We start from the raw sequence: 17,121 nt of genomic DNA on the forward strand, positions 1-17,121 counted from the left end.
CCCGCTTTCAGACAGGTTGCGCCGCATGTTCGAGTCCCTGACCCAGCGCCTTTCCGGCACCATCGAGCGCCTGCGTGGCCGCGGCCGCCTGACCGAGGAGAACATCCGCGAGGCGACCCGCGAAGTGCGCATCGCGCTGCTCGAAGCCGACGTCGCGCTGCCGGTGGTGCAGGCCCTGATCGAGCGCATCAAGGTGCGCGCGGTCGGCCAGGAAGTGCTGAAGTCGCTGACCCCGGGCCAGGCCCTGATCAAGGTCGTCCGCGACGAGCTGACCGCGGTGATGGGCGCCGAAGCCAGCGACCTGAACCTCAATGTTCCGGCCCCGGCCATCATCCTGATGGCGGGCCTGCAGGGCGCCGGCAAGACCACCACGGTGGGCAAGCTGGCCAAGCACCTGAAGGAAAAGCGCAAGAAGAAGGTGATGGTGGTCTCGGCCGACGTCTACCGCCCGGCCGCGATCGAGCAGCTGAAGACCCTGGCCGAGCAGGTCGGCGTGCTGTTCTTCCCGTCCAGCGCCGACCAGAAGCCGGAAGCCATCGTCCGCGCCGCCATCGACGATGCGCGCAAGTCGTTCGTCGATGTGCTGCTGGTCGATACCGCCGGCCGCCTGGCCATCGACGAAGCGATGATGGCCGAGATCAAGGCCCTGCACGCTGCAGTGAACCCGGCCGAAACCCTGTTCGTGGTCGATGCCATGACCGGCCAGGACGCGGCCAACACCGCCAAGGCCTTCGGTGATGCGCTGCCGCTGACCGGCGTGGTGCTGACCAAGACCGACGGTGACGCCCGTGGCGGTGCCGCGCTGAGCGTGCGCTACATCACCGGCAAGCCGATCAAGTTCGTCGGCGTCAGCGAAAAGCCGGAAGGCCTGGACGTGTTCCACCCGGACCGCATCGCCAGCCGCATCCTCGACATGGGCGACGTGCTGTCGCTGGTCGAGCAGGTCGAGCAGCAGGTCGACAAGGACAAGGCGGCCAAGCTGGCCGAGAAGGTCGCCAAGGGCAAGAAGTTCGACCTGAACGACATGCGCGACCAGCTGGAGCAGATGCAGAACATGGGCGGCATCGGCGGCCTGATGGACAAGCTGCCGGGCCTGGGCAACATCCCCGACCATCTGAAGCAGCAGGTCAGCCAGGGCAAGGAAGTGCCGCGCATGATCGCCATCATCGGCTCGATGACCAAGAAGGAACGGCGCAACCCGAACCTGCTCAATGGCTCGCGCCGCGCGCGCATCGCCAAGGGCTCGGGCGTGACTCCGGCCGACGTCAACAAGCTGATGAAGCAGTACATGCAGATGGAAAAGATGATGAGCAAGATGGCCGGCGGCGGCATGAAGGGCATGTTGCGCAGCATGAAGGGCATGATGGGCGCCATGGGCGGCCGCGGCATGCCGTTCCGTTGATGCGTTGAACACCGGCTTTTTCTGTAGAGTCGAGCCATGCTCGACTGCTTTTCTGCCGGTGCCCGGGTCGAGGTAGAGTCGAGCAAGCTCGACGCCACCCCCACACTGCGCGCACCATGGGGGCCTGTCCGAAACGATGGGCCGTCATGCAGAGTTCCGCTGTATCTTCCCGCGTCGAGGCGTTCTGCCGACGCTTCGGCGTTTCCGTTCCGATCCTGCTGGCACCGATGGCCGGCGCCTGCCCCGTACCGTTGTCCGCCGCGCTGGCCAATGCCGGCAGCATGGGGGCGATGGGCGCAGTGCTGTCGTCATCGGCCGATATCGGTCGCTGGATGGACGACTTCCGTGCGACCTCCACCGGCCCGGCGCAGGTGAACCTGTGGGTGCCGGACCCCGCGCCGACCCGTGATGTTGCTGCCGAGGCCGCCAGCCGCGCCTTCCTCGCACAGTGGGGCCCGGACGTGCCGGCCAGCGCTGCCGACGCCACGCCCGCCGACTTCGAAGAACAGTTCGCCGCGCTGCTGGCGGCGCGCCCGGCGGTGGCCTCGACCATCATGGGCGTGCTGCTGCCGCGCCACGTGCAGCAGTTGAAGGACGCCGGCATTGCCTGGATCGCCTGTGCGACCACCTTGTCCGAAGCGCGCGCGGCACAGGATGCCGGTGCCGACGCAGTGGTTGCGCAGGGCGTGGAAGCCGGTGGTCATCGCGGTTCCTTTGATCCGGCAATGGCCGAACGCCAGCTGGTCGGCCTGTTCGCGCTGTTGCCGCGCCTGGCCGATCACCTGCGGATTCCGGTGATCGCCGCCGGCGGCATCGCCGATGGTCGTGGCATCGCTGCCGCACTCACCTTGGGTGCCAGCGCCGTGCAGATCGGCACCGCCTTCCTGCGCACGCCCGAAGCGGCGATCGCTTCGGCGTGGGCCGATGGATTGGCGGCCAGCGAACCGGAAGATACCTGGCCGACCCGCGCCTTCAGTGGCCGCCTCGGCCGTGGCCTGGCGACCCCCTATGTGCGCGCTGCCGCTGCAGAAGGCGCACCGGCGCCGCGTCCGTATCCGGTGCAGCGCGGGCTGACCGCACCGATGCGCAAGCAGGCCGTGCAGGAAAACCGGCTGGCGGCGATGCAGGCCTGGGCCGGGCAGTCGGCGTGGATGGCACCGGCACAGCCGGCCGCTGACGTGTTGCGTGGCATGTGGCAGCAGGCGCAGGCGCTGCTGCGATGACGCTGACCTGCAACGGCCGGCTGGCGCAGGTGGAGGATCTGCTGCCTGCACTGGTCAACTATGGCCACTTCACCTCGCTGCAGGTGCGGGGTGGTGCGGTGCAGGGGCTGGTTCTGCATCTGGCGCGGCTGTCGCAGGCCACGCGCGAACTGTTCGGCAGCGAACTGGATACGGCGCAGGTGCGGGGTTGGATGGCGCAGGCGCTGCAGCAGACCGGGCTGGCCGATGCCTCGCTGCGGGTGACGGTGTTCTCGCGTCGCTTCGACTTCCGTAATCCGCTGGCGGCCGTGCCGGTGGACGTGCTGGTGGCGGCGTCCGCGCCGGTGGTGTTGGTCGCACCGAAGCGGGTGCGCAGCGTGGTGTGGCAGCGCGAGCTGCCGCAGATCAAGCACGTCGGCACCTTCGGCCTGTTTGCCGAGCGTCGCGCGGCGATGGCGGAAGGATTCGACGATGTGCTGTTCGTGACCGCCGATGGCGAGGTGAGTGAAGGCAGCACCTGGAACCTGGCCGTTCACGATGGTGAGCGGCTGCTCTGGCCGCAGGCACCGGCCCTGCGCGGTACCGCCGAGGCGCTGCTGAAGCAGCATTGGCCCGGCGCGCAGCAGACGCGGCCGCTGGCACTGGCTGAACTGGACAGTGTGAAGGCCGCTTTTGCCTGCAACGCCAGCGGCCTGTGGGCGCTGGAGGCCATTGACGGGCATGTCCTGCCGGGCTCGCAGGCGCTGGCTGAACAGGGCAGGGTGGTGCTTGCGGGAGTGGCTTGGCAGGGACTGGGGTCAGATCCCTTTTGCGCCGCAAAAGGGATCTGACCCCGGGCGAGCGCCCGGGGTTGGCTCGGCCGGGCTCTGCCGCTATAATCGCCCGCTTACCTCGCCATCCTGGCGACTGGGCAATAGGAAAAACACCATGGTCAAGATTCGACTGACCCGCGGCGGCGCCAAGAAGCGTCCGTTCTACCACATCATCGTCACCGACGTGCGCAGCGCGCGCGACGGCCGCAACATCGAGCGCGTTGGCTTCTACAACCCGGTCGCCCAGGGCGCCGAGAAGCGCATCGAGCTGGACCTGGCCCGCGTTGACCATTGGGTCAAGAACGGCGCCCAGCCGACCGACAAGGTCCGCAACCTGATCAAGGAAGCGACCAAGTCCCAGGCCGCTGCGGCCTGATCCTGACGGGCCACGCTTCGGCGTGGCCCTCTTGGTTGAAGCAGATGAAAGATATCGAGCGCCGCATCCTGCTGGGCAGGGTTGTCGGCGCTTTTGGTGTGCGCGGCGAGATCAAGCTCGAGTCCTGGACCGAGCCACGTTTCGCCATTTTCCGTTACCAGCCGTGGATCGTGCGCAGCCCGTCCGGCGTGGAAACCACGATTGAAGGTGTACGCGGCCGCGACAGCGGCAAGCACCTGGTCGCCCGTTTCCCCGGCGTCGAGGACCGCGATACCGTTGAAGCGATGCACGGCACCGAGATCTACGTGGCCCGCAGTGCGTTGCCGCCGCCGAAGCCCGACGAGTACTACTGGGTGGACCTGGAAGGCCTGGATGTGAAGACCACCGAGGGCGTTGCCCTGGGCCAGGTCTCGCACCTGTTCAGCACCGGCGCCAACGACGTGGTGGTGGTCCGTGGTGACCGCGAGCGGATGATTCCGTTCGTGCAGCCGGACTTCGTCAAGTCGGTCGACTTCGAGGCCAACCTGGTCGTGGTCGACTGGGATCCCGAGTTCTGAGTGTGAGCATGCGTTTCGACGTCATCACCCTGTTCCCCGAGTTCCTCGCCCAGTCCGCTGGACTGGGCGTGGTCGGGCGCGCGCAGGAGAAGGGGTTGTTCAGCCTGCATGGCTGGAACCCCCGTGATTACGCCGAAGGCAACTACCGCCGGGTGGACGACCGTCCGTTCGGCGGTGGCCCCGGCATGGTGATGCTGATCGAGCCGCTGCAGGCCTGCCTGCAGGCGATCCGTGATGCCGATCCGACCCCGGCGCGGGTGATCCATCTCAGCCCGCAGGGTGCGCCGTTGACCCAGGCCAAGGTGCGGGAACTGGCGGCACTGCCGCGCATGGTCCTGCTCTGCGGCCGCTACGAGGGCATCGACGAGCGTTTCCTGGAGGCCAATGTCGACGAGGAAATCTCCCTCGGCGACTACGTACTGTCCGGTGGCGAGCTGGGCGCGGCGGTGATCATCGACGCCGTGGCCCGCCTGCAGGACGGTGCCCTGAACGACGCGGAATCGGCGGCGCAGGACAGCTTCGAGGGCGACCTCGGCCTGCTGGACTGCCCGCACTACAGCCAGCCGGCCCAGCACCCGCTGGGTGACGTGCCGGATGTGCTGCGCTCAGGCAACCACGCGGCCATCGCGGCCTGGCGCCGCCAGCAGTCGCTGGTCCGTACCGCCCAGCGGCGCCCGGACCTGCTGGATGAACAGGCGCTGGGCAAGGCCGACCGCAAGCTGCTGGAGCAGGGCCGTCAGGCCCAGAAACACAAGGCCAGCCCCTAGCGCAGGGCTGGCGATATCGGCTATCATGGCCAATTCCCGTCGGCCCCGGCCGGCGCGCGCAGTACCCAAAACAAACGTGCAGCACAGTCCGGTGACTGCATGAGCCTACGTTGTCGATACGACACGCCCACCCGAACAAGAATCGGTGTAACCCATGAGCAAGCTGAACAAGTCCATCGTCGCGGAATTCGAATCCGCCCAGATCACCCGTGAACTGCCGAAGTTCAGCCAGGGCGACACCGTTGTCGTCAACGTGAAGGTGAAGGAAGGCAGCCGCGAGCGCGTGCAGGCCTACGAAGGCGTTGTCATCGCCACCAAGAACGCCGGCCTGAACTCCTCGTTCACCGTCCGCAAGATCTCGCACGGCTACGGCGTCGAGCGCGTTTTCCAGACCCACAGCGCCATCATCGACTCGGTCGAAGTGAAGCGTCGTGGTAAGGTCCGCGCCGGCAAGCTGTACTACCTGCGTGGCCTGGAAGGCAAGGCTGCCCGCATCAAGGAAGACCTGGCTGCCGCTGCTGCCGCCAAGGCTGCCCGTCTGGCCGAAAAGGCCTGATAAACAACTTCGGTTGTTGCCGCGACGGCCACCTTCGGGTGGCCGTTTGCGTTTCCGGCACCGCATCGGCCACGATCGGGTGATGAACGACATCAACCGGCACTATCCCGCTGTCATCCAGTCGGCGCTGCGCTTCCTGGACGGCAAGGGGCTGGCGCGCGTGCAGTCGGCGCCGCTGCTGCATCGTGTGCTGTGGCGCATGGGCATCGCGCTGCCACCGCCGATCCTGGCCGGCTTCGGCACCAATGCGCTGGTACAGGGCCTGCTGTTCGGGCTGTTCTGGACCGCGCTGATGTGGCTGATGCTGTGGCAGGGCAGCGAGCGCCCGCTGGCCCTGCTGCTGGCGGCCGGACTGTTGGCCGGTGCCCTGTTCGGTGTGGTGATGGCGGCGCTGATGCGCTCGCTGCGCCGCCACCGCAAGCTGCCGGACTGGCGGCAGTTCCGGGCGCGGCAGGCGGACTGAGCCGATGGCGCACCGCGCCGTGACCGGCAGGTGCGAGCCGCGCTAGGCTGCGGTTTCATCCTGATGGACGTGCCGTGCGATGCCTGCCAAGCGAACCGCACCTTCCGCCGCGCCCACGCTGCTGTCCGGCGGCAATCCGCAGATTGCCAAGGGCGAGGGCGATGCCCCGGTGCAGGCCTATATCGCGGCGATGCCGGACTGGAAGCGGCCGATCGGAGTACAGCTGGATGCGCTGATCGTGCAGGCGGTGCCTGGCGTGCACAAGGCCGTGAAGTGGAATTCGCCGATGTATGCGGTGGCGCCGGGCGCAGGCTGGTTTCTCAGCTTCCATTGCTTCACCCGCTACATCAAGGTGGCGTTCTTCCGTGGCGCTGCACTGACGCCGGCGCCGCCCGAGCCTTCCCGGAGCGCCGATACGCGCTACCTGCACATTGCACAGGATGGAGTGCTGGATGAAGCACAGTTCCTCGACTGGGTGCGCCAAGCCGCGGCATTACCCGGCGAGCGCATGTAAGCGCACCGTTCCGATCCCCTTGCCAACGAGAGCCGATGATGGCCACACATGCACCGAACCCTGCCGATGCCGGAACACCGGCGGCCGAACTGATCGACGCGCGCATCGCCGAGCTGGGGGATTGGCGTGGTGAAACCCTGGCACGTGTGCGTGCGTTGATCCATGAGGCGCTGCCCGACGTGCAGGAAGCCTGGAAGTGGCGCGGTACACCGGTGTGGGAGCACAACGGCATCCTGTGCACCGGCGAGACCTACAAGCAGGCGGTGAAGCTGACCTTCGCCAACGGTGCCGCGCTGGCGGACCCGAAGGGCCTGTTCAACGCCAGCCTCGAGGGCAACACGCGGCGTGCGATCGACATCCATGAAGGCGCGATGCCCGATTCCGCGGCGTTGAAGGCGCTGCTGCGCGCGGCGGCGACGTTCAACGCTGCGAAGAAGAAGCGGTAGAGCCGGCCGCTGGCCGGCTGTTTTGCGATGCTTCCGGAGAGGTGTGAAGTTGCCGGCCAGCGGCCGGCACTACCACAGGCCCATGAGGTTGCCGGCCAGCGGCCGGCACTACCGCAGCGGCGCGGCATCCGGGTCGGCCACCGGCGAGGGCGGGCAGGCGGGAATCTCCGACGGCGTGGCCAGTTCTTCGGCGTGCGAGGGCTTGCCCATCATCTTCGCCTTGCGCCAGCCACCCCAGCGGTAATACGCCAGTGACAGCAGCATCGACACCAGCGAGCTGACCGGGAAGCTCCACCAGATCGCATCGGCGCCCCAGTACGGCTGCAGCAGTTCGGCGAACGGCACGCGCACGCCCCACAGCGAGCCGGCCAGGATCAGCAGTGGCGGAATCACTGCGCCGGTGGAGCGCACCACGCCGGAGATCACGAAGCTGACGCCGAAGAACAGGAACGAACCGATCACCACGTGGTTGAGGTGGCGGGCGATGTCCAGCGCCTGGCTGGCCGGTGGCAGGAACAGCGCCAGCAGCTGGCGATCGAACACCACCAGCGGCAGGATCAGCGCGCCGGTCAGCAGGAAGTTGAACAGCACGCCCTGGCGCGCGGTGCCGCGCACGCGGTCCCAGCGCTGCGCACCGACGTTCTGCGCGGCCATCGACGAGCACGCCGCACCGATCGCCATCGCCGGCATCTGCAGGTAGTTCCACAGCTGCAGGGCGGCACCGTAACCGGCGCCGGTGTCGGTGCCGTACTGGTTGACCATGGTCATCAGCAGGATCACCGACAGCGAGATCAGCACCATCTGCAGGCCCATCGGCACACCCTTGACCACCAGTGCCTTGAGGATGGTCATGTCGAGCTTGAACAGGCGCATGTCGGCGCGGCCCAGCCACAGGGTGTGGCGCTTGTGCCGCATGTACAGCAGCAGGCCGGCCAGCGACAGCGTCTGCGCGACCAGCGTGGCCCAGGCCGAGCCGGCGATACCCAGCGCGGGGAATGGCCCCATGCCGAAGATCAGGACCGGGTTCAGCACGATGTCCAGCGCCACCGACACCATCAGGAAACGGAACGGCGTGCGCGAGTCACCGGCACCGCGCAGTGCGGCGGTAAGGAAGGCGAACGCGTACAGCGTCGGCATCGCCAGGAAGATGATCTGCAGGTAGGCCTCGGCCAATGGCAGCGACGCGGCCGGCGTGCCCATCGCCGCCAGCAGCGGATGGGCCATGAACCAGCCGGCGATGGCGATGATCACCGACAGGCCGATGAAGAAGGTGGCGCTGGTGCCGACCACGCGCCGCGCCTGCGCGATGTCGCGCGCACCGATGGCCTGTCCGATCAGGATGGTCGAGGCCATGCCGAAGCCGAACACCGAGCCGATCAGGAAGAACATGATGTTGTTGGCGTTCGCGGTGGCGGTCAGTGCCGCCTCGCCGAGGAAGCGCCCGACCCAGACCGCATTCACCGAACCGTTCAGCGATTGCGCGATGTTGCCCGCCAGGATCGGCAGGGAAAACAGCAGGAGATTGCGGCCGATCGGGCCGGAGGTCAGGTCAAGCGGCGCTTTGGCCATGGAGTGGTGATCGAATCCCGGGAGGCGCACACTAGCACCAAGCCGGTTTGCGGGATGTGGCAATGCATCAACGACTGCAGGTGAAGCGGAGCCTGGCGCTGGCCTTGATCGGCGCCGTACTGGCCGCATGTTCGACAGGTGACCGGCTGGGCGATACCCAGGTGCGGCCGACCGACCGGCCCGAATGCCTGGTTGGCAGCCAGCGCCAGGATCTGTCTGCCGGCGTACCCACACTGATCGGGGGCAGCGGTTGCCGCACTGACCCCGACAACCCGCGTCCCCTGAACAAGCCACCGGAGTAGCACGCACCAATGCCCGAGCTTTCCCCGCTGTCGCCCAGTGTCCGCCTGGACATCTGGCTGTGGGCGGCCCGCTTCTTCAAGACCCGCAGCCTGGCCAAACAGGCCATCGAGACCGGCAAGGTCAGCGTGGCTGGGCAGCGCCCGAAATCCTCACGCGCGGTGCGCGTCGGCGAGCAGCTGCAGGTGGATCGTGGCGAGGAGCATTTCGAGATCCAGGTGCTGGGGCTGAGCGATCAGCGCGGGCCGGCGCCGACGGCGCAGCAGCTGTATGCCGAGAGCGAGGCCTCCAAGGCCCGTCGTGCCGAGCAGCGCGCGCTGCGCATCGCTGCACGCGATGGGTTCCAGCCGCCGGAGCACAAGCCGGACAAGCGCGCACGGCGGTTGATCCGCGCGCTGGGCGATATCGACGCGCTGTAGGCAACAGGGCGCCGGACCGGGTCCGGCGCCCGCAAGCCTCAGCGCTTGCCGCCGAGCAGGTTGCCACCGAGCTTGAGCAGGTCGCTCATGCCGAACTGGCCGTCGCCGTCCTGGTCCAGCACGCTGCCGAGCAGGCCGCCGGCGATGCCGCCCTGCTGCTGCACCTGCTGCTTTTCCTGGCCGAGCGCCTGGCTGAGCGAGCCGGCATCGGCCTGGCTGCCGCCGAGGCGCTGGGCCAGGAAGGCCATCACGATCGGCGCGAGGATCTGCAGCAGCTGGCTGGTGCGGCCGCTGTCCAGCTGGGTGGCCTGGGCCAGGCCGGTTTCCACCTTCTGCTGGCTGCCGCCGAAGATGTGGCCGAGGATGCCGGCGCCGTCGCTGGCGGCACCGCCGCCACCACCACCCAGCACCGAGCCGAGCACGCTGCCCAGGTCCAGGCCACTGTGGTTGTTCTGCAAAGCGCCGAGCAGCGCCTGCGCGCCCTGCGGCTGCGAGGCGTTGTTGCCCAGCGCGCCCATCAGCACCGGCAGCGCGGCACTGATCGCGCCGGAAGCCTGGGTATCGCTGATGCCGAGCTGCTGCGACACCTGCTGCAGCGGGGCGCCCTGCAATTTGGCGAGAAGTTCGTCGGTCAGGCTCATCTGCGGAATCCTTGATTGGGGTTGGGCGTGCAGAAGGTACGACGCGGACCGTTAAAACGGCGACGCCGCCTCACGGGGAGGCGGCGTGCCGTTCACGGGGGAGGGCGGTCAGAGCTCGATGTCTTCGGCGCCCGGGGTGGCGGTGGGGAAGTCCGCTTCCGGCTGGGCCGGCTTGAACGGATCCGACGGCTGGCTGGCCAGCGCCTTCAGCGCCGCGGCCACACCGGCACCGTAGGCCGGATCGGCCTTGCTGCAGTTGTCGATGTGGCGCTGCTTGATGAAGTCCGGCGCATCGCCCAGGGCACGGGCGGTGTTGGCGAACAGGCGGTCCTTCTGTGCCTGGTTGTAGCTGCGGAACAGCGCACCGGGCTGGCTGAAGTAGTCGGCGTCGTCCTCACGGAAGTTCCAGAAGTCGGCGTCGCCCCGGATCTTCATCGGCGGTTCGCGGTACTGCGGTTGTTCCTGCCACTGGCCGTAGCTGTTCGGCTCGTAGTGCGGCAGGCCGCCGTAGTTGCCGTCCACGCGCATCGCACCGTCGCGGTGGTTGCTGTGCACCGGGCAGCGCGCTGCGTTCACCGGAATCTGGTGGTGGTTCACGCCCAGGCGGTAGCGCTGCGCATCGGAATAGGCGAACAGGCGCGCCTGCAGCATCTTGTCCGGCGACGGGCCGATGCCCGGCACCAGGTTGCTCGGCGCGAATGCCGACTGCTCCACGTCCTGGTACCAGTTGACCGGGTTGCGGTTCAGTTCGAACTGGCCCACTTCGATCAGCGGGTAGTCGCTCTTCGGCCACACCTTGGTCAGGTCGAACGGATGCACGCGGTAGGTTTCCGCGTCCAGCTCCGGCATGACCTGGATGAACAGCTTCCACTTCGGGAAGTCGCCCTTTTCGATCGCGGCGAACAGGTCGCGGCCGTGGCTTTCGCGGTCATGGCCGACCAGGATCTGCGCCTGTGCGTCGGTCAGCGATTCGATGCCCTGCTGGCTGACGAAGTGGAACTTCACCCAGAAGCGTTCGCTGTCGGCGTTGGTGAAGCTGTAGGTGTGCGAGCCGAAACCGTGCATGTGGCGGAAGCTGCGCGGAATGCCGCGGTCGCTCATCACCACGGTCACCTGCAGCAGGGCTTCGGGCAGCAGCGTCCAGAAGTCCCAGTTGTTGCGCGCGCTGCGCAGGTTGGTGTGCGGGTCGCGCTTCACGGCCTTGTTGAGGTCGGCGAACTTGCGCGGGTCGCGCAGGAAGAACACCGGGGTGTTGTTGCCGACCAGGTCCCAGTTGCCTTCTTCGGTGTAGAACTTCAGCGCGAAGCCGCGGATGTCGCGCTCGGCGTCGGCGGCGCCACGCTCGCCGGCCACCGTGGTGAAGCGGGCGAACATCTCGGTCTGCTTGCCGACCTTCTCGAACAGCTTGGCGCGGGTGTACTTGCTGATGTCGTGGGTGACGGTGAAGGTACCGAACGCGCCCGAGCCCTTGGCGTGCATGCGGCGCTCGGGAATGATCTCGCGGTTGAGGTTGGCCAGCTTTTCCAGCAGCCACACGTCTTCCATCAGCAGCGGGCCACGCGGGCCGGCGGTCTTGCTGTTCTGGTTGTCCACCACCGGTGCGCCGAAGGCCGTGGTCATCGGCGTGACCGGATCATCGCCGTGCTTCTGCTTCGGCGTGGTGCTCAGCTCGCGCTGCTGCTGGGCGCCTTCCTCGGGCGACGGTGCGCTGTGATACGGGCACTTGGCGTTGTTGTTGTCGGACTGGCTCATCGGCTGGCTCCTGGTGGCGGTGAAGACGTGGGTAAACATCTTCACTCGACTTTAGCTATGGCCGGATGAAATGAATAATCGAATGATTCGTTCAGGTTGATAGATTCTGTCAATTGAAACGCAGAATCGGATTTGCAGGGCCTTTCGATGGGCCTCCCGCAAGGTGGGGCGGGAGGCCTTGGGCGCGCGCTGCGGTTACAGCAGCGCCTTCAACCGGTACAGGGCTTCCAGCGCCTGCTTCGGCGTCAGTTCGTCCGGGTCGATTGCTGCCAGTGCTTCCTGCGCCTTGCTGGCCGGTGCACTGAACAGGCCGAACTGCTGCGGCGCATCCAGTGCCTGCGGTGCCAGTTCGGCGGCATGGCTCTCACCACCGCGCTGTTCCAGCTCGGCCAGGCGACGACGCGCCTGCGCCACGGTGGCGCGCGGCAGGCCGGCCAGTGCGGCCACCTGCAGGCCGAAGCTGCGGTTGGCCGGGCCGTCCTTCACTGCGTGCATGAACACCAGCGCTTCACCGTGCTCGACGGCATCCAGGTGCACGTTGGCGATGCCGCTGCGGCCACCCTCGTGCTGCTCATCGGCCAGCGCGGTCAGCTCGAAGTAGTGGGTGGCGAACAGCGTGTAGCAGCGGTTCTGGTAGGCCAGGTGGCGGGCCACCGCGTCGGCCAGCGCCAGGCCATCGTAGGTGGACGTGCCGCGGCCGATCTCGTCCATCAGCACCAGCGAATGCGCGGTGGCGTGATGCAGGATGTAGCTGGTCTCGGCCATCTCGACCATGAAGGTCGACTGCCCGCGGGCGAGGTCGTCACCGGCGCCGATGCGGGTCAGGATGCGGTCGATCGGGCCGATCAGCGCACGGCTGGCCGGCACGAAGCTGCCGATGTGGGCCAGCAGCACGATCAGCGCGTTCTGCCGCATGTAGGTCGATTTACCGCCCATGTTCGGGCCGGTGATGACCAGCATGCGCCGGTCCGGATGCAGGTCCAGATCGTTCGGTTCGAACGGCTGCTCGCGCACCGCCTCGACCACCGGATGGCGGCCACGCTCGATCTTCAGGCACGGCTCGGCCTGCAGCTCCGGGCGCGCCCAGTCCAGCGCCTGCGCGCGTTCGGCGAAGGCTGCCAGCACATCCAGTTCGCTCAGTGCGGCGGCGCACTGCTTCAGCGGTTCCAGCTGCGCGCCAAGGGTATCCAGCAGCTGCTCGTACAGGTACTTCTCGCGCGACAGCGAACGGTCGCGCGCGGACAGCACCTTGTCCTCGAACGCCTTCAGTTCTTCGGTGATGTAGCGCTCGGCATTGGTCAGCGTCTGGCGGCGGGTGTAGTGCACCGGCGCGCGGTCGGACTGGCCCTTGCTGATTTCGATGTAGTAACCATGCACGCGGTTGTAGCCCACCTTCAGGGTGGGAATGCCGCTGCTCTCGCGCTCGCGCAGTTCCAGATCGACCAGGAACTGGTCGGCATGGGTGGACAGGCGGCGCAGTTCGTCCAGCTCTTCATCGAAGCCGTCGGCCAGCACGCCGCCATCGCTCAGCTTCAGCGGCGGCATCTCGGCGATGGCGCTGGCCAGCAGCTGTGCGCATTCGTCATGTTCGCCCAGCGCGGCATGCAGCGCCTGCAGGCGCGGTGAATCCAGCGGCGCCAGCACCTCGCGCACGGCTGGGAGCAGGCCCAGGCCATCGCGCAGAGTGGAGAAATCGCGTGGTCGCGCCGAACGCAGCGCGACACGGGTGAGAATGCGTTCCAGGTCACCGAGGCGGCGGAACTGCTCGCGGATGTCGGCGTCGCTGCCACGGTCGATCAGGGTTTCCACCGCATGGTGGCGTTGTACCAGCACCTCGCGCAGGCGCAGCGGGCGGTGCAGCCAGCGGCGCAGCAGGCGCCCGCCCATCGGCGTCACCGTGCTGTCGAGCACGCCCAGCAGGGTATTGCGGGTGTCGCCGTCGACGCGCGTATCCAGTTCCAGGTGGCGGCGGGTGGCGGCGTTCATCGCGATCGCCTCGCCGGCGGTTTCCATCGCGATCGAGGTCAGGTGCGGCAGGCGCTGCTTCTGGGTTTCCTCGACATAGCCGAGCAGGGCACCCGCGGCAGCGGTTGCACGCGGCTTGTCATCGATGCCGAAGCCGCTCAGGTCATGCAGCTTGAAGAAGTTCAGCAGCTGGCGGCGGCCGCTGTCGGCGTCGAACAGCCACGGCGCACGGCGGCGCACGCCGGTGCGCTGGCGCAGGAAGTCGGGCCAGTTCTCCTCGTCGGGCACCAGCAGCTCGGCCGGCTCCAGTCGGGCCAGTTCGGCTTCCAGCGCGTCGTCGGTCTCGACTTCGTTGACGAGGAAGCGGCCACCGGCCAGGTCGGCCCAGGCCAGGCCGTAGCCCTGCTTCGTGCGCGACAGGGCCATCAGCAGGGTATCGCGGCGCTCGTCCAGCAGCGCTTCGTCGGTGACGGTGCCGGGGGTGACGATGCGCACCACCTTGCGTTCGACCAGGCCCTTGGCCAGCGCCGGGTCGCCGATCTGCTCGCAGATCGCCACCGATTCGCCCAGCGCCACCAGCCGTGCCAGGTAGCCTTCATAGGCGTGCACCGGCACGCCGGCCATCGGGATCGGCGCGCCGCCGGAGCTGCCGCGCTGGGTCAGGGTGATGTCGAGCAGGCGCGCGGCCTTGCGCGCATCGTCGTAGAACAGCTCGTAGAAGTCGCCCATGCGGAAGAACAGCAGCAGGTCCGGGTAGTCGGACTTGGCTGCGAAGAACTGCTTCATCAGCGGGGTGTGTTCGGCGGACTTTTCTTTGGACATGGGGCTCGTGAATCCGGGGCATCCGTTCGCGCCGGAGGGCAGCGCGGCGGAGCGGGTACAGGGATGCCCATGGTAACTGGTGGGGGCAGGGGCTGCCGCATTCGCAGGCCTGGGCTGCCGCTTGCTTCAGGCCTGCACCAGTGTGATGTCCGGATGGGCTGCGAAGATCTCCATCACGATCTCGAAGTAGGTCTGCCCCTTGCCGCACTCCAGTGCCGCCAGCTGCTGCTCGATGGCCGCGGTGTCGAATGTGCCGGGGTGGGCCAGTTTGGCCCGCAGCCAGCTGCGTGTGGCAGCCACGCCCAATGCTGCGCGGCTGAGTTCGACATCGCGCCAGATGATGGTGCGGGTGGACCGTCCGGCCAGGGCGCCGTACCCGCCGTACAGCAGGTCATCCAGCGCATCCAGGCTGGGCGCCAGCTGCCAGTCTTCGCCGGCCATGAACACGCGGTTGATCTCGGCATAGAGGCCGGCGATGTCGCCGATGGTGGCGCCTTCGATCTGCAGGAAAGTCGTCATGTTCCGACTGTAGCGTCCGCAGGCGAAAGCCGGCGTGCTGAACGACCGGGGTCGCGACATGGCGCGCGCGCATACGTCCGGACCATTTGCGGTGTGGTTCCCCGCAGCCGACTGAATTTGCAATCTTCCCTATAGAAGTTCCTGTGGCGGCCGATACCCTTTGCGCTTTTCTGCGCTTCGCGCGGCGGCGTGCTCTCGCGTGTGCGACGGCAGACCCGAATCAAGCCGGCACGTCGATGCCTTGTCCTTTTCCGGACAGAGCGCCCGACGGCCTGCGTCAACATCAGGAAAAGACTGTGCGGTCAGGGAAGAAGCAGGCACGACAGGTGTGCCGTGGTGGTGGGTGGGTGGTGTTGCTTGGCATGACCTTCAGTGTTGCCGCCCAGCAGGCCGGTGATCCAGCCGCGCAGGAACTGCTGCGGCAACAGGAACGCGAACGCGTGCTGCGCGAGCAGCAGGAACAACGGCCCGACGTCCGCCTGGAGCGGGATGCGCCGAAGGACGGCGAGCACCTGCCGGCGCGGGAGCAGCCCTGCGTGCGCATTGACCGCATCGCGCTGGAAGGCGACGACAGCCAGCGCTTCGGCTGGGCACTGGCCGCGGCCGACCTGGTGGATGATCCGGCCACCGGCCGTTGCCTGGGGACCGAAGGCATCAACGTTGTGATGAAACGCGTGCAGAACGCGATCATCGCCCGTGGCTATGTCACCACGCGGGTGCTGTCGGCACCGCAGGACCTCAACCAGGGCACGCTGACCTTGTCGGTGGTGCCGGGCCGGTTCCGCGAGGCCGTGTTCTCCGATCCGCAGGGCCGGCATCCGGCCATCGCCAATGCATTGCCGATCCGCAGCGGCGGCCTGCTCAACCTGCGTGACATCGAGCAGGGGCTGGAGAACCTGCAGCGCGTGCCCACCGTCAGCGCCGACATCAAGATCGCGCCGGCCGACGGCGAGGGCGCGGCGCCGGGCCAGAGCGACCTGCAGATCGACTGGACGCAGCGTTCACCGGTACGCGCCAGCGTCACCCTGGACGATGCCGGCAGCCGCGGCACCGGCAAGCTGCAGGCCAACGCGACGCTGTCGCTGGATAATCCGCTGGGGCTGAACGAGCTGTTCTACATCAGTGCCGGCCGTGGCGTGTTCAATGGCCGAGGCAGGGACACCGACAGCTGGACCGCGCACTACGACGTGCCCTACGGCTACTGGCTGCTCGGTGCCACCGCCAGCGCCTACGACTACAGCCAGAGCGTGGTCGGCGCCTTTGAACGCTATGACTACAGCGGCCGCAGCCGCAACGCCGAAGCGCGGGTGGACCGGCTGTTGCTGCGCAATGCCAAGATCAAGTTCAGCGCCTACGCACGCGGCTGGCAGCGCGAGTCGAAGAACTACATCGACGATACCGAGATTGAAGTGCAGCGCCGCCGCACCGCTGGCTGGGAACTGGGCCTGACCCACAAGCAGTTCATCGGCACTGCCACGTTTGATGCCAGCGTGGCCTACCGGCGTGGCACGGGCGCCTTCCGCGCCCTGCGCTCGCCGGAAGAGAGGGCGCAGCAGTGGGACCCGACGCTGCCGCTGGAAGGCACCTCGCGGATGAAGCTGATCACCGCCGACGCGCAGTTCAGCGTGCCGTTCCAGCTGGGCAGGCAGCGCCTGCGCTACACCGCCGCATGGCGGGCGCAGTGGAACCGAACGCCGCTCTCGCCACAGGACCGGTTCGCCATCGGTGGCCGCTATACCGTGCGCGGTTTCGACGGTGAAAGCTCGCTCAGCGGCGAACGTGGCTGGTCGCTGCGCAACGATCTTTCGCTGGGCATCGGCGGTGGCCAGGAGTTCTACGCGGCCGCCGACTACGGCCGTATCGGCGGCCCATCCGCGCAGTGGCAGTCCGGCCGCGACCTGGCCGGCATGGCGCTGGGCCTGCGCGGCGGCTGGCAGCAGCTTTCCTGGGATGGCTTCGTGGGCTCAGCGCTGCACAAGCCCGCCCATTTCCCCACCGACTACACCACGTTCGGCTTCAGCCTGGCCTGGCGCTACTGA

General features: G+C 67.5%; 18 protein-coding genes. 13 read left to right on the forward strand and 5 right to left on the reverse strand.

Features of this window, described 5'->3' with window-relative positions:
• Nucleotides 1-25: 25 nt before the first annotated feature.
• From ffh to AB1281_RS04440, 10 genes are all read left to right on the forward strand, one after another.
• Nucleotides 26-1,402, forward strand: coding sequence for a signal recognition particle protein (ffh, locus tag AB1281_RS04395; protein WP_014036403.1), 1,377 nt, complete (start codon nucleotides 26-28; stop codon nucleotides 1,400-1,402).
• Between the two features lie 146 nt (nucleotides 1,403-1,548).
• Nucleotides 1,549-2,625 carry an NAD(P)H-dependent flavin oxidoreductase gene (locus AB1281_RS04400; protein WP_430344826.1) on the forward strand — a complete coding sequence of 359 codons (1,077 nt, stop codon included), beginning with the start codon at nucleotides 1,549-1,551 and terminating at the stop codon, nucleotides 2,623-2,625.
• On the forward strand, nucleotides 2,622-3,434 hold the full coding sequence (locus AB1281_RS04405; protein WP_430345160.1) for an aminotransferase class IV family protein: 813 nt from the start codon (nucleotides 2,622-2,624) through the stop codon (nucleotides 3,432-3,434). The genes AB1281_RS04400 and AB1281_RS04405 overlap by 4 nt, the downstream gene beginning before the upstream one ends.
• A 97-nt stretch (nucleotides 3,435-3,531) precedes the next feature.
• Complete coding sequence (gene rpsP, locus AB1281_RS04410) at nucleotides 3,532-3,792, forward strand: 30S ribosomal protein S16 (RefSeq protein ID WP_005415733.1); 261 nt, start codon at nucleotides 3,532-3,534, stop codon at nucleotides 3,790-3,792.
• A 44-nt stretch (nucleotides 3,793-3,836) separates the two neighbouring features.
• Entirely contained in the window at nucleotides 3,837-4,349 is a 513-nt protein-coding gene (gene rimM, locus AB1281_RS04415; RefSeq protein WP_430344827.1) for a ribosome maturation factor RimM, read from the forward strand.
• 8 nt (nucleotides 4,350-4,357) lie between these two features.
• A complete protein-coding gene (gene trmD, locus AB1281_RS04420) occupies nucleotides 4,358-5,116 on the forward strand; it encodes a tRNA (guanosine(37)-N1)-methyltransferase TrmD (RefSeq protein ID WP_106467430.1) in 759 nt (252 codons plus the stop codon).
• A 154-nt stretch (nucleotides 5,117-5,270) separates the two neighbouring features.
• Nucleotides 5,271-5,672: a 50S ribosomal protein L19 gene (gene rplS / locus AB1281_RS04425; RefSeq protein ID WP_005408597.1), complete on the forward strand. Its 402-nt coding sequence runs from the start codon at nucleotides 5,271-5,273 to the stop codon at nucleotides 5,670-5,672.
• Between the two features lie 82 nt (nucleotides 5,673-5,754).
• A complete protein-coding gene (locus AB1281_RS04430) occupies nucleotides 5,755-6,135 on the forward strand; it encodes a DUF6404 family protein (protein ID WP_075675013.1) in 381 nt (126 codons plus the stop codon).
• A 79-nt stretch (nucleotides 6,136-6,214) separates the two neighbouring features.
• The gene (locus AB1281_RS04435; RefSeq protein ID WP_197586839.1) at nucleotides 6,215-6,649 is read left to right on the forward strand and encodes a DUF1801 domain-containing protein; all 435 of its coding nucleotides are present in this window, start codon (nucleotides 6,215-6,217) and stop codon (nucleotides 6,647-6,649) included.
• A 38-nt stretch (nucleotides 6,650-6,687) separates the two neighbouring features.
• Nucleotides 6,688-7,095, forward strand: a complete 408-nt coding sequence (locus tag AB1281_RS04440; RefSeq protein WP_430344828.1) for a DUF1801 domain-containing protein — start codon at nucleotides 6,688-6,690, stop codon at nucleotides 7,093-7,095.
• Nucleotides 7,096-7,203: 108 nt separating this feature from the next.
• On the opposite strand, the gene AB1281_RS04445 is transcribed toward AB1281_RS04440, so the two are convergent.
• Nucleotides 7,204-8,664: an MATE family efflux transporter gene (locus tag AB1281_RS04445; protein WP_075675011.1), complete on the reverse strand. Its 1,461-nt coding sequence runs from the start codon at nucleotides 8,662-8,664 to the stop codon at nucleotides 7,204-7,206.
• Nucleotides 8,665-8,726: 62 nt separating this feature from the next.
• Between AB1281_RS04445 and AB1281_RS04450 the strand changes: the two genes are divergently transcribed.
• Both AB1281_RS04450 and AB1281_RS04455 read left to right on the forward strand, forming a co-directional pair.
• Nucleotides 8,727-8,966, forward strand: coding sequence for a hypothetical protein (locus AB1281_RS04450; protein ID WP_368851148.1), 240 nt, complete (start codon nucleotides 8,727-8,729; stop codon nucleotides 8,964-8,966).
• 9 nt (nucleotides 8,967-8,975) lie between these two features.
• Nucleotides 8,976-9,383, forward strand: coding sequence for an RNA-binding S4 domain-containing protein (locus AB1281_RS04455; protein ID WP_004149153.1), 408 nt, complete (start codon nucleotides 8,976-8,978; stop codon nucleotides 9,381-9,383).
• 38 nt (nucleotides 9,384-9,421) lie between these two features.
• Here the strand turns inward: AB1281_RS04455 and AB1281_RS04460 are convergent, their stop codons facing one another.
• The 4 genes from AB1281_RS04460 to AB1281_RS04475 all read right to left on the reverse strand — a co-directional run bounded on the left by AB1281_RS04460 (nucleotide 9,422) and on the right by AB1281_RS04475 (nucleotide 15,082).
• Entirely contained in the window at nucleotides 9,422-10,024 is a 603-nt protein-coding gene (locus tag AB1281_RS04460) for a DUF937 domain-containing protein (protein WP_430345161.1), read from the reverse strand.
• 108 nt (nucleotides 10,025-10,132) lie between these two features.
• The gene (locus AB1281_RS04465; protein ID WP_101765144.1) at nucleotides 10,133-11,776 is read right to left on the reverse strand and encodes a catalase; all 1,644 of its coding nucleotides are present in this window, start codon (nucleotides 11,774-11,776) and stop codon (nucleotides 10,133-10,135) included.
• 195 nt (nucleotides 11,777-11,971) lie between these two features.
• On the reverse strand, nucleotides 11,972-14,563 hold the full coding sequence (gene mutS / locus AB1281_RS04470) for a DNA mismatch repair protein MutS (protein ID WP_430345162.1): 2,592 nt from the start codon (nucleotides 14,561-14,563) through the stop codon (nucleotides 11,972-11,974).
• A 126-nt stretch (nucleotides 14,564-14,689) separates the two neighbouring features.
• A complete protein-coding gene (locus AB1281_RS04475; RefSeq protein ID WP_430345163.1) occupies nucleotides 14,690-15,082 on the reverse strand; it encodes a ribonuclease inhibitor in 393 nt (130 codons plus the stop codon).
• A gap of 362 nt (nucleotides 15,083-15,444) precedes the next feature.
• Here AB1281_RS04475 and AB1281_RS04480 point away from each other — a divergent pair, with 362 nt between their 5' ends.
• Entirely contained in the window at nucleotides 15,445-17,121 is a 1,677-nt protein-coding gene (locus AB1281_RS04480) for a ShlB/FhaC/HecB family hemolysin secretion/activation protein (RefSeq protein ID WP_430345164.1), read from the forward strand.

It is taken from the genome of Stenotrophomonas sp. NRRL B-14846 (assembly GCF_050473585.1).
In the GTDB taxonomy this organism is placed as follows: domain Bacteria; phylum Pseudomonadota; class Gammaproteobacteria; order Xanthomonadales; family Xanthomonadaceae; genus Stenotrophomonas.

Bases quoted from the DNA above. Each gene is read 5' to 3' on its own strand.
- ffh (WP_014036403.1), top strand. From the start codon at position 26: ATGTTCGAGTCCCTGACCCAGCGCCTTTCCGGCACCATCGAGCGCCTG.
- AB1281_RS04400 (WP_430344826.1), top strand. From the start codon at position 1,549: ATGCAGAGTTCCGCTGTATCTTCCCGCGTCGAGGCGTTCTGCCGACGC.
- AB1281_RS04405 (WP_430345160.1), top strand. From the start codon at position 2,622: ATGACGCTGACCTGCAACGGCCGGCTGGCGCAGGTGGAGGATCTGCTG.
- rpsP (WP_005415733.1), top strand. From the start codon at position 3,532: ATGGTCAAGATTCGACTGACCCGCGGCGGCGCCAAGAAGCGTCCGTTC.
- rimM (WP_430344827.1), top strand. From the start codon at position 3,837: ATGAAAGATATCGAGCGCCGCATCCTGCTGGGCAGGGTTGTCGGCGCT.
- trmD (WP_106467430.1), top strand. From the start codon at position 4,358: ATGCGTTTCGACGTCATCACCCTGTTCCCCGAGTTCCTCGCCCAGTCC.
- rplS (WP_005408597.1), top strand. From the start codon at position 5,271: ATGAGCAAGCTGAACAAGTCCATCGTCGCGGAATTCGAATCCGCCCAG.
- AB1281_RS04430 (WP_075675013.1), top strand. From the start codon at position 5,755: ATGAACGACATCAACCGGCACTATCCCGCTGTCATCCAGTCGGCGCTG.
- AB1281_RS04435 (WP_197586839.1), top strand. From the start codon at position 6,215: ATGCCTGCCAAGCGAACCGCACCTTCCGCCGCGCCCACGCTGCTGTCC.
- AB1281_RS04440 (WP_430344828.1), top strand. From the start codon at position 6,688: ATGGCCACACATGCACCGAACCCTGCCGATGCCGGAACACCGGCGGCC.
- AB1281_RS04445 (WP_075675011.1), bottom strand. From the start codon at position 8,664: ATGGCCAAAGCGCCGCTTGACCTGACCTCCGGCCCGATCGGCCGCAAT.
- AB1281_RS04450 (WP_368851148.1), top strand. From the start codon at position 8,727: ATGCATCAACGACTGCAGGTGAAGCGGAGCCTGGCGCTGGCCTTGATC.
- AB1281_RS04455 (WP_004149153.1), top strand. From the start codon at position 8,976: ATGCCCGAGCTTTCCCCGCTGTCGCCCAGTGTCCGCCTGGACATCTGG.
- AB1281_RS04460 (WP_430345161.1), bottom strand. From the start codon at position 10,024: ATGAGCCTGACCGACGAACTTCTCGCCAAATTGCAGGGCGCCCCGCTG.
- AB1281_RS04465 (WP_101765144.1), bottom strand. From the start codon at position 11,776: ATGAGCCAGTCCGACAACAACAACGCCAAGTGCCCGTATCACAGCGCA.
- mutS (WP_430345162.1), bottom strand. From the start codon at position 14,563: ATGTCCAAAGAAAAGTCCGCCGAACACACCCCGCTGATGAAGCAGTTC.
- AB1281_RS04475 (WP_430345163.1), bottom strand. From the start codon at position 15,082: ATGACGACTTTCCTGCAGATCGAAGGCGCCACCATCGGCGACATCGCC.
- AB1281_RS04480 (WP_430345164.1), top strand. From the start codon at position 15,445: ATGACCTTCAGTGTTGCCGCCCAGCAGGCCGGTGATCCAGCCGCGCAG.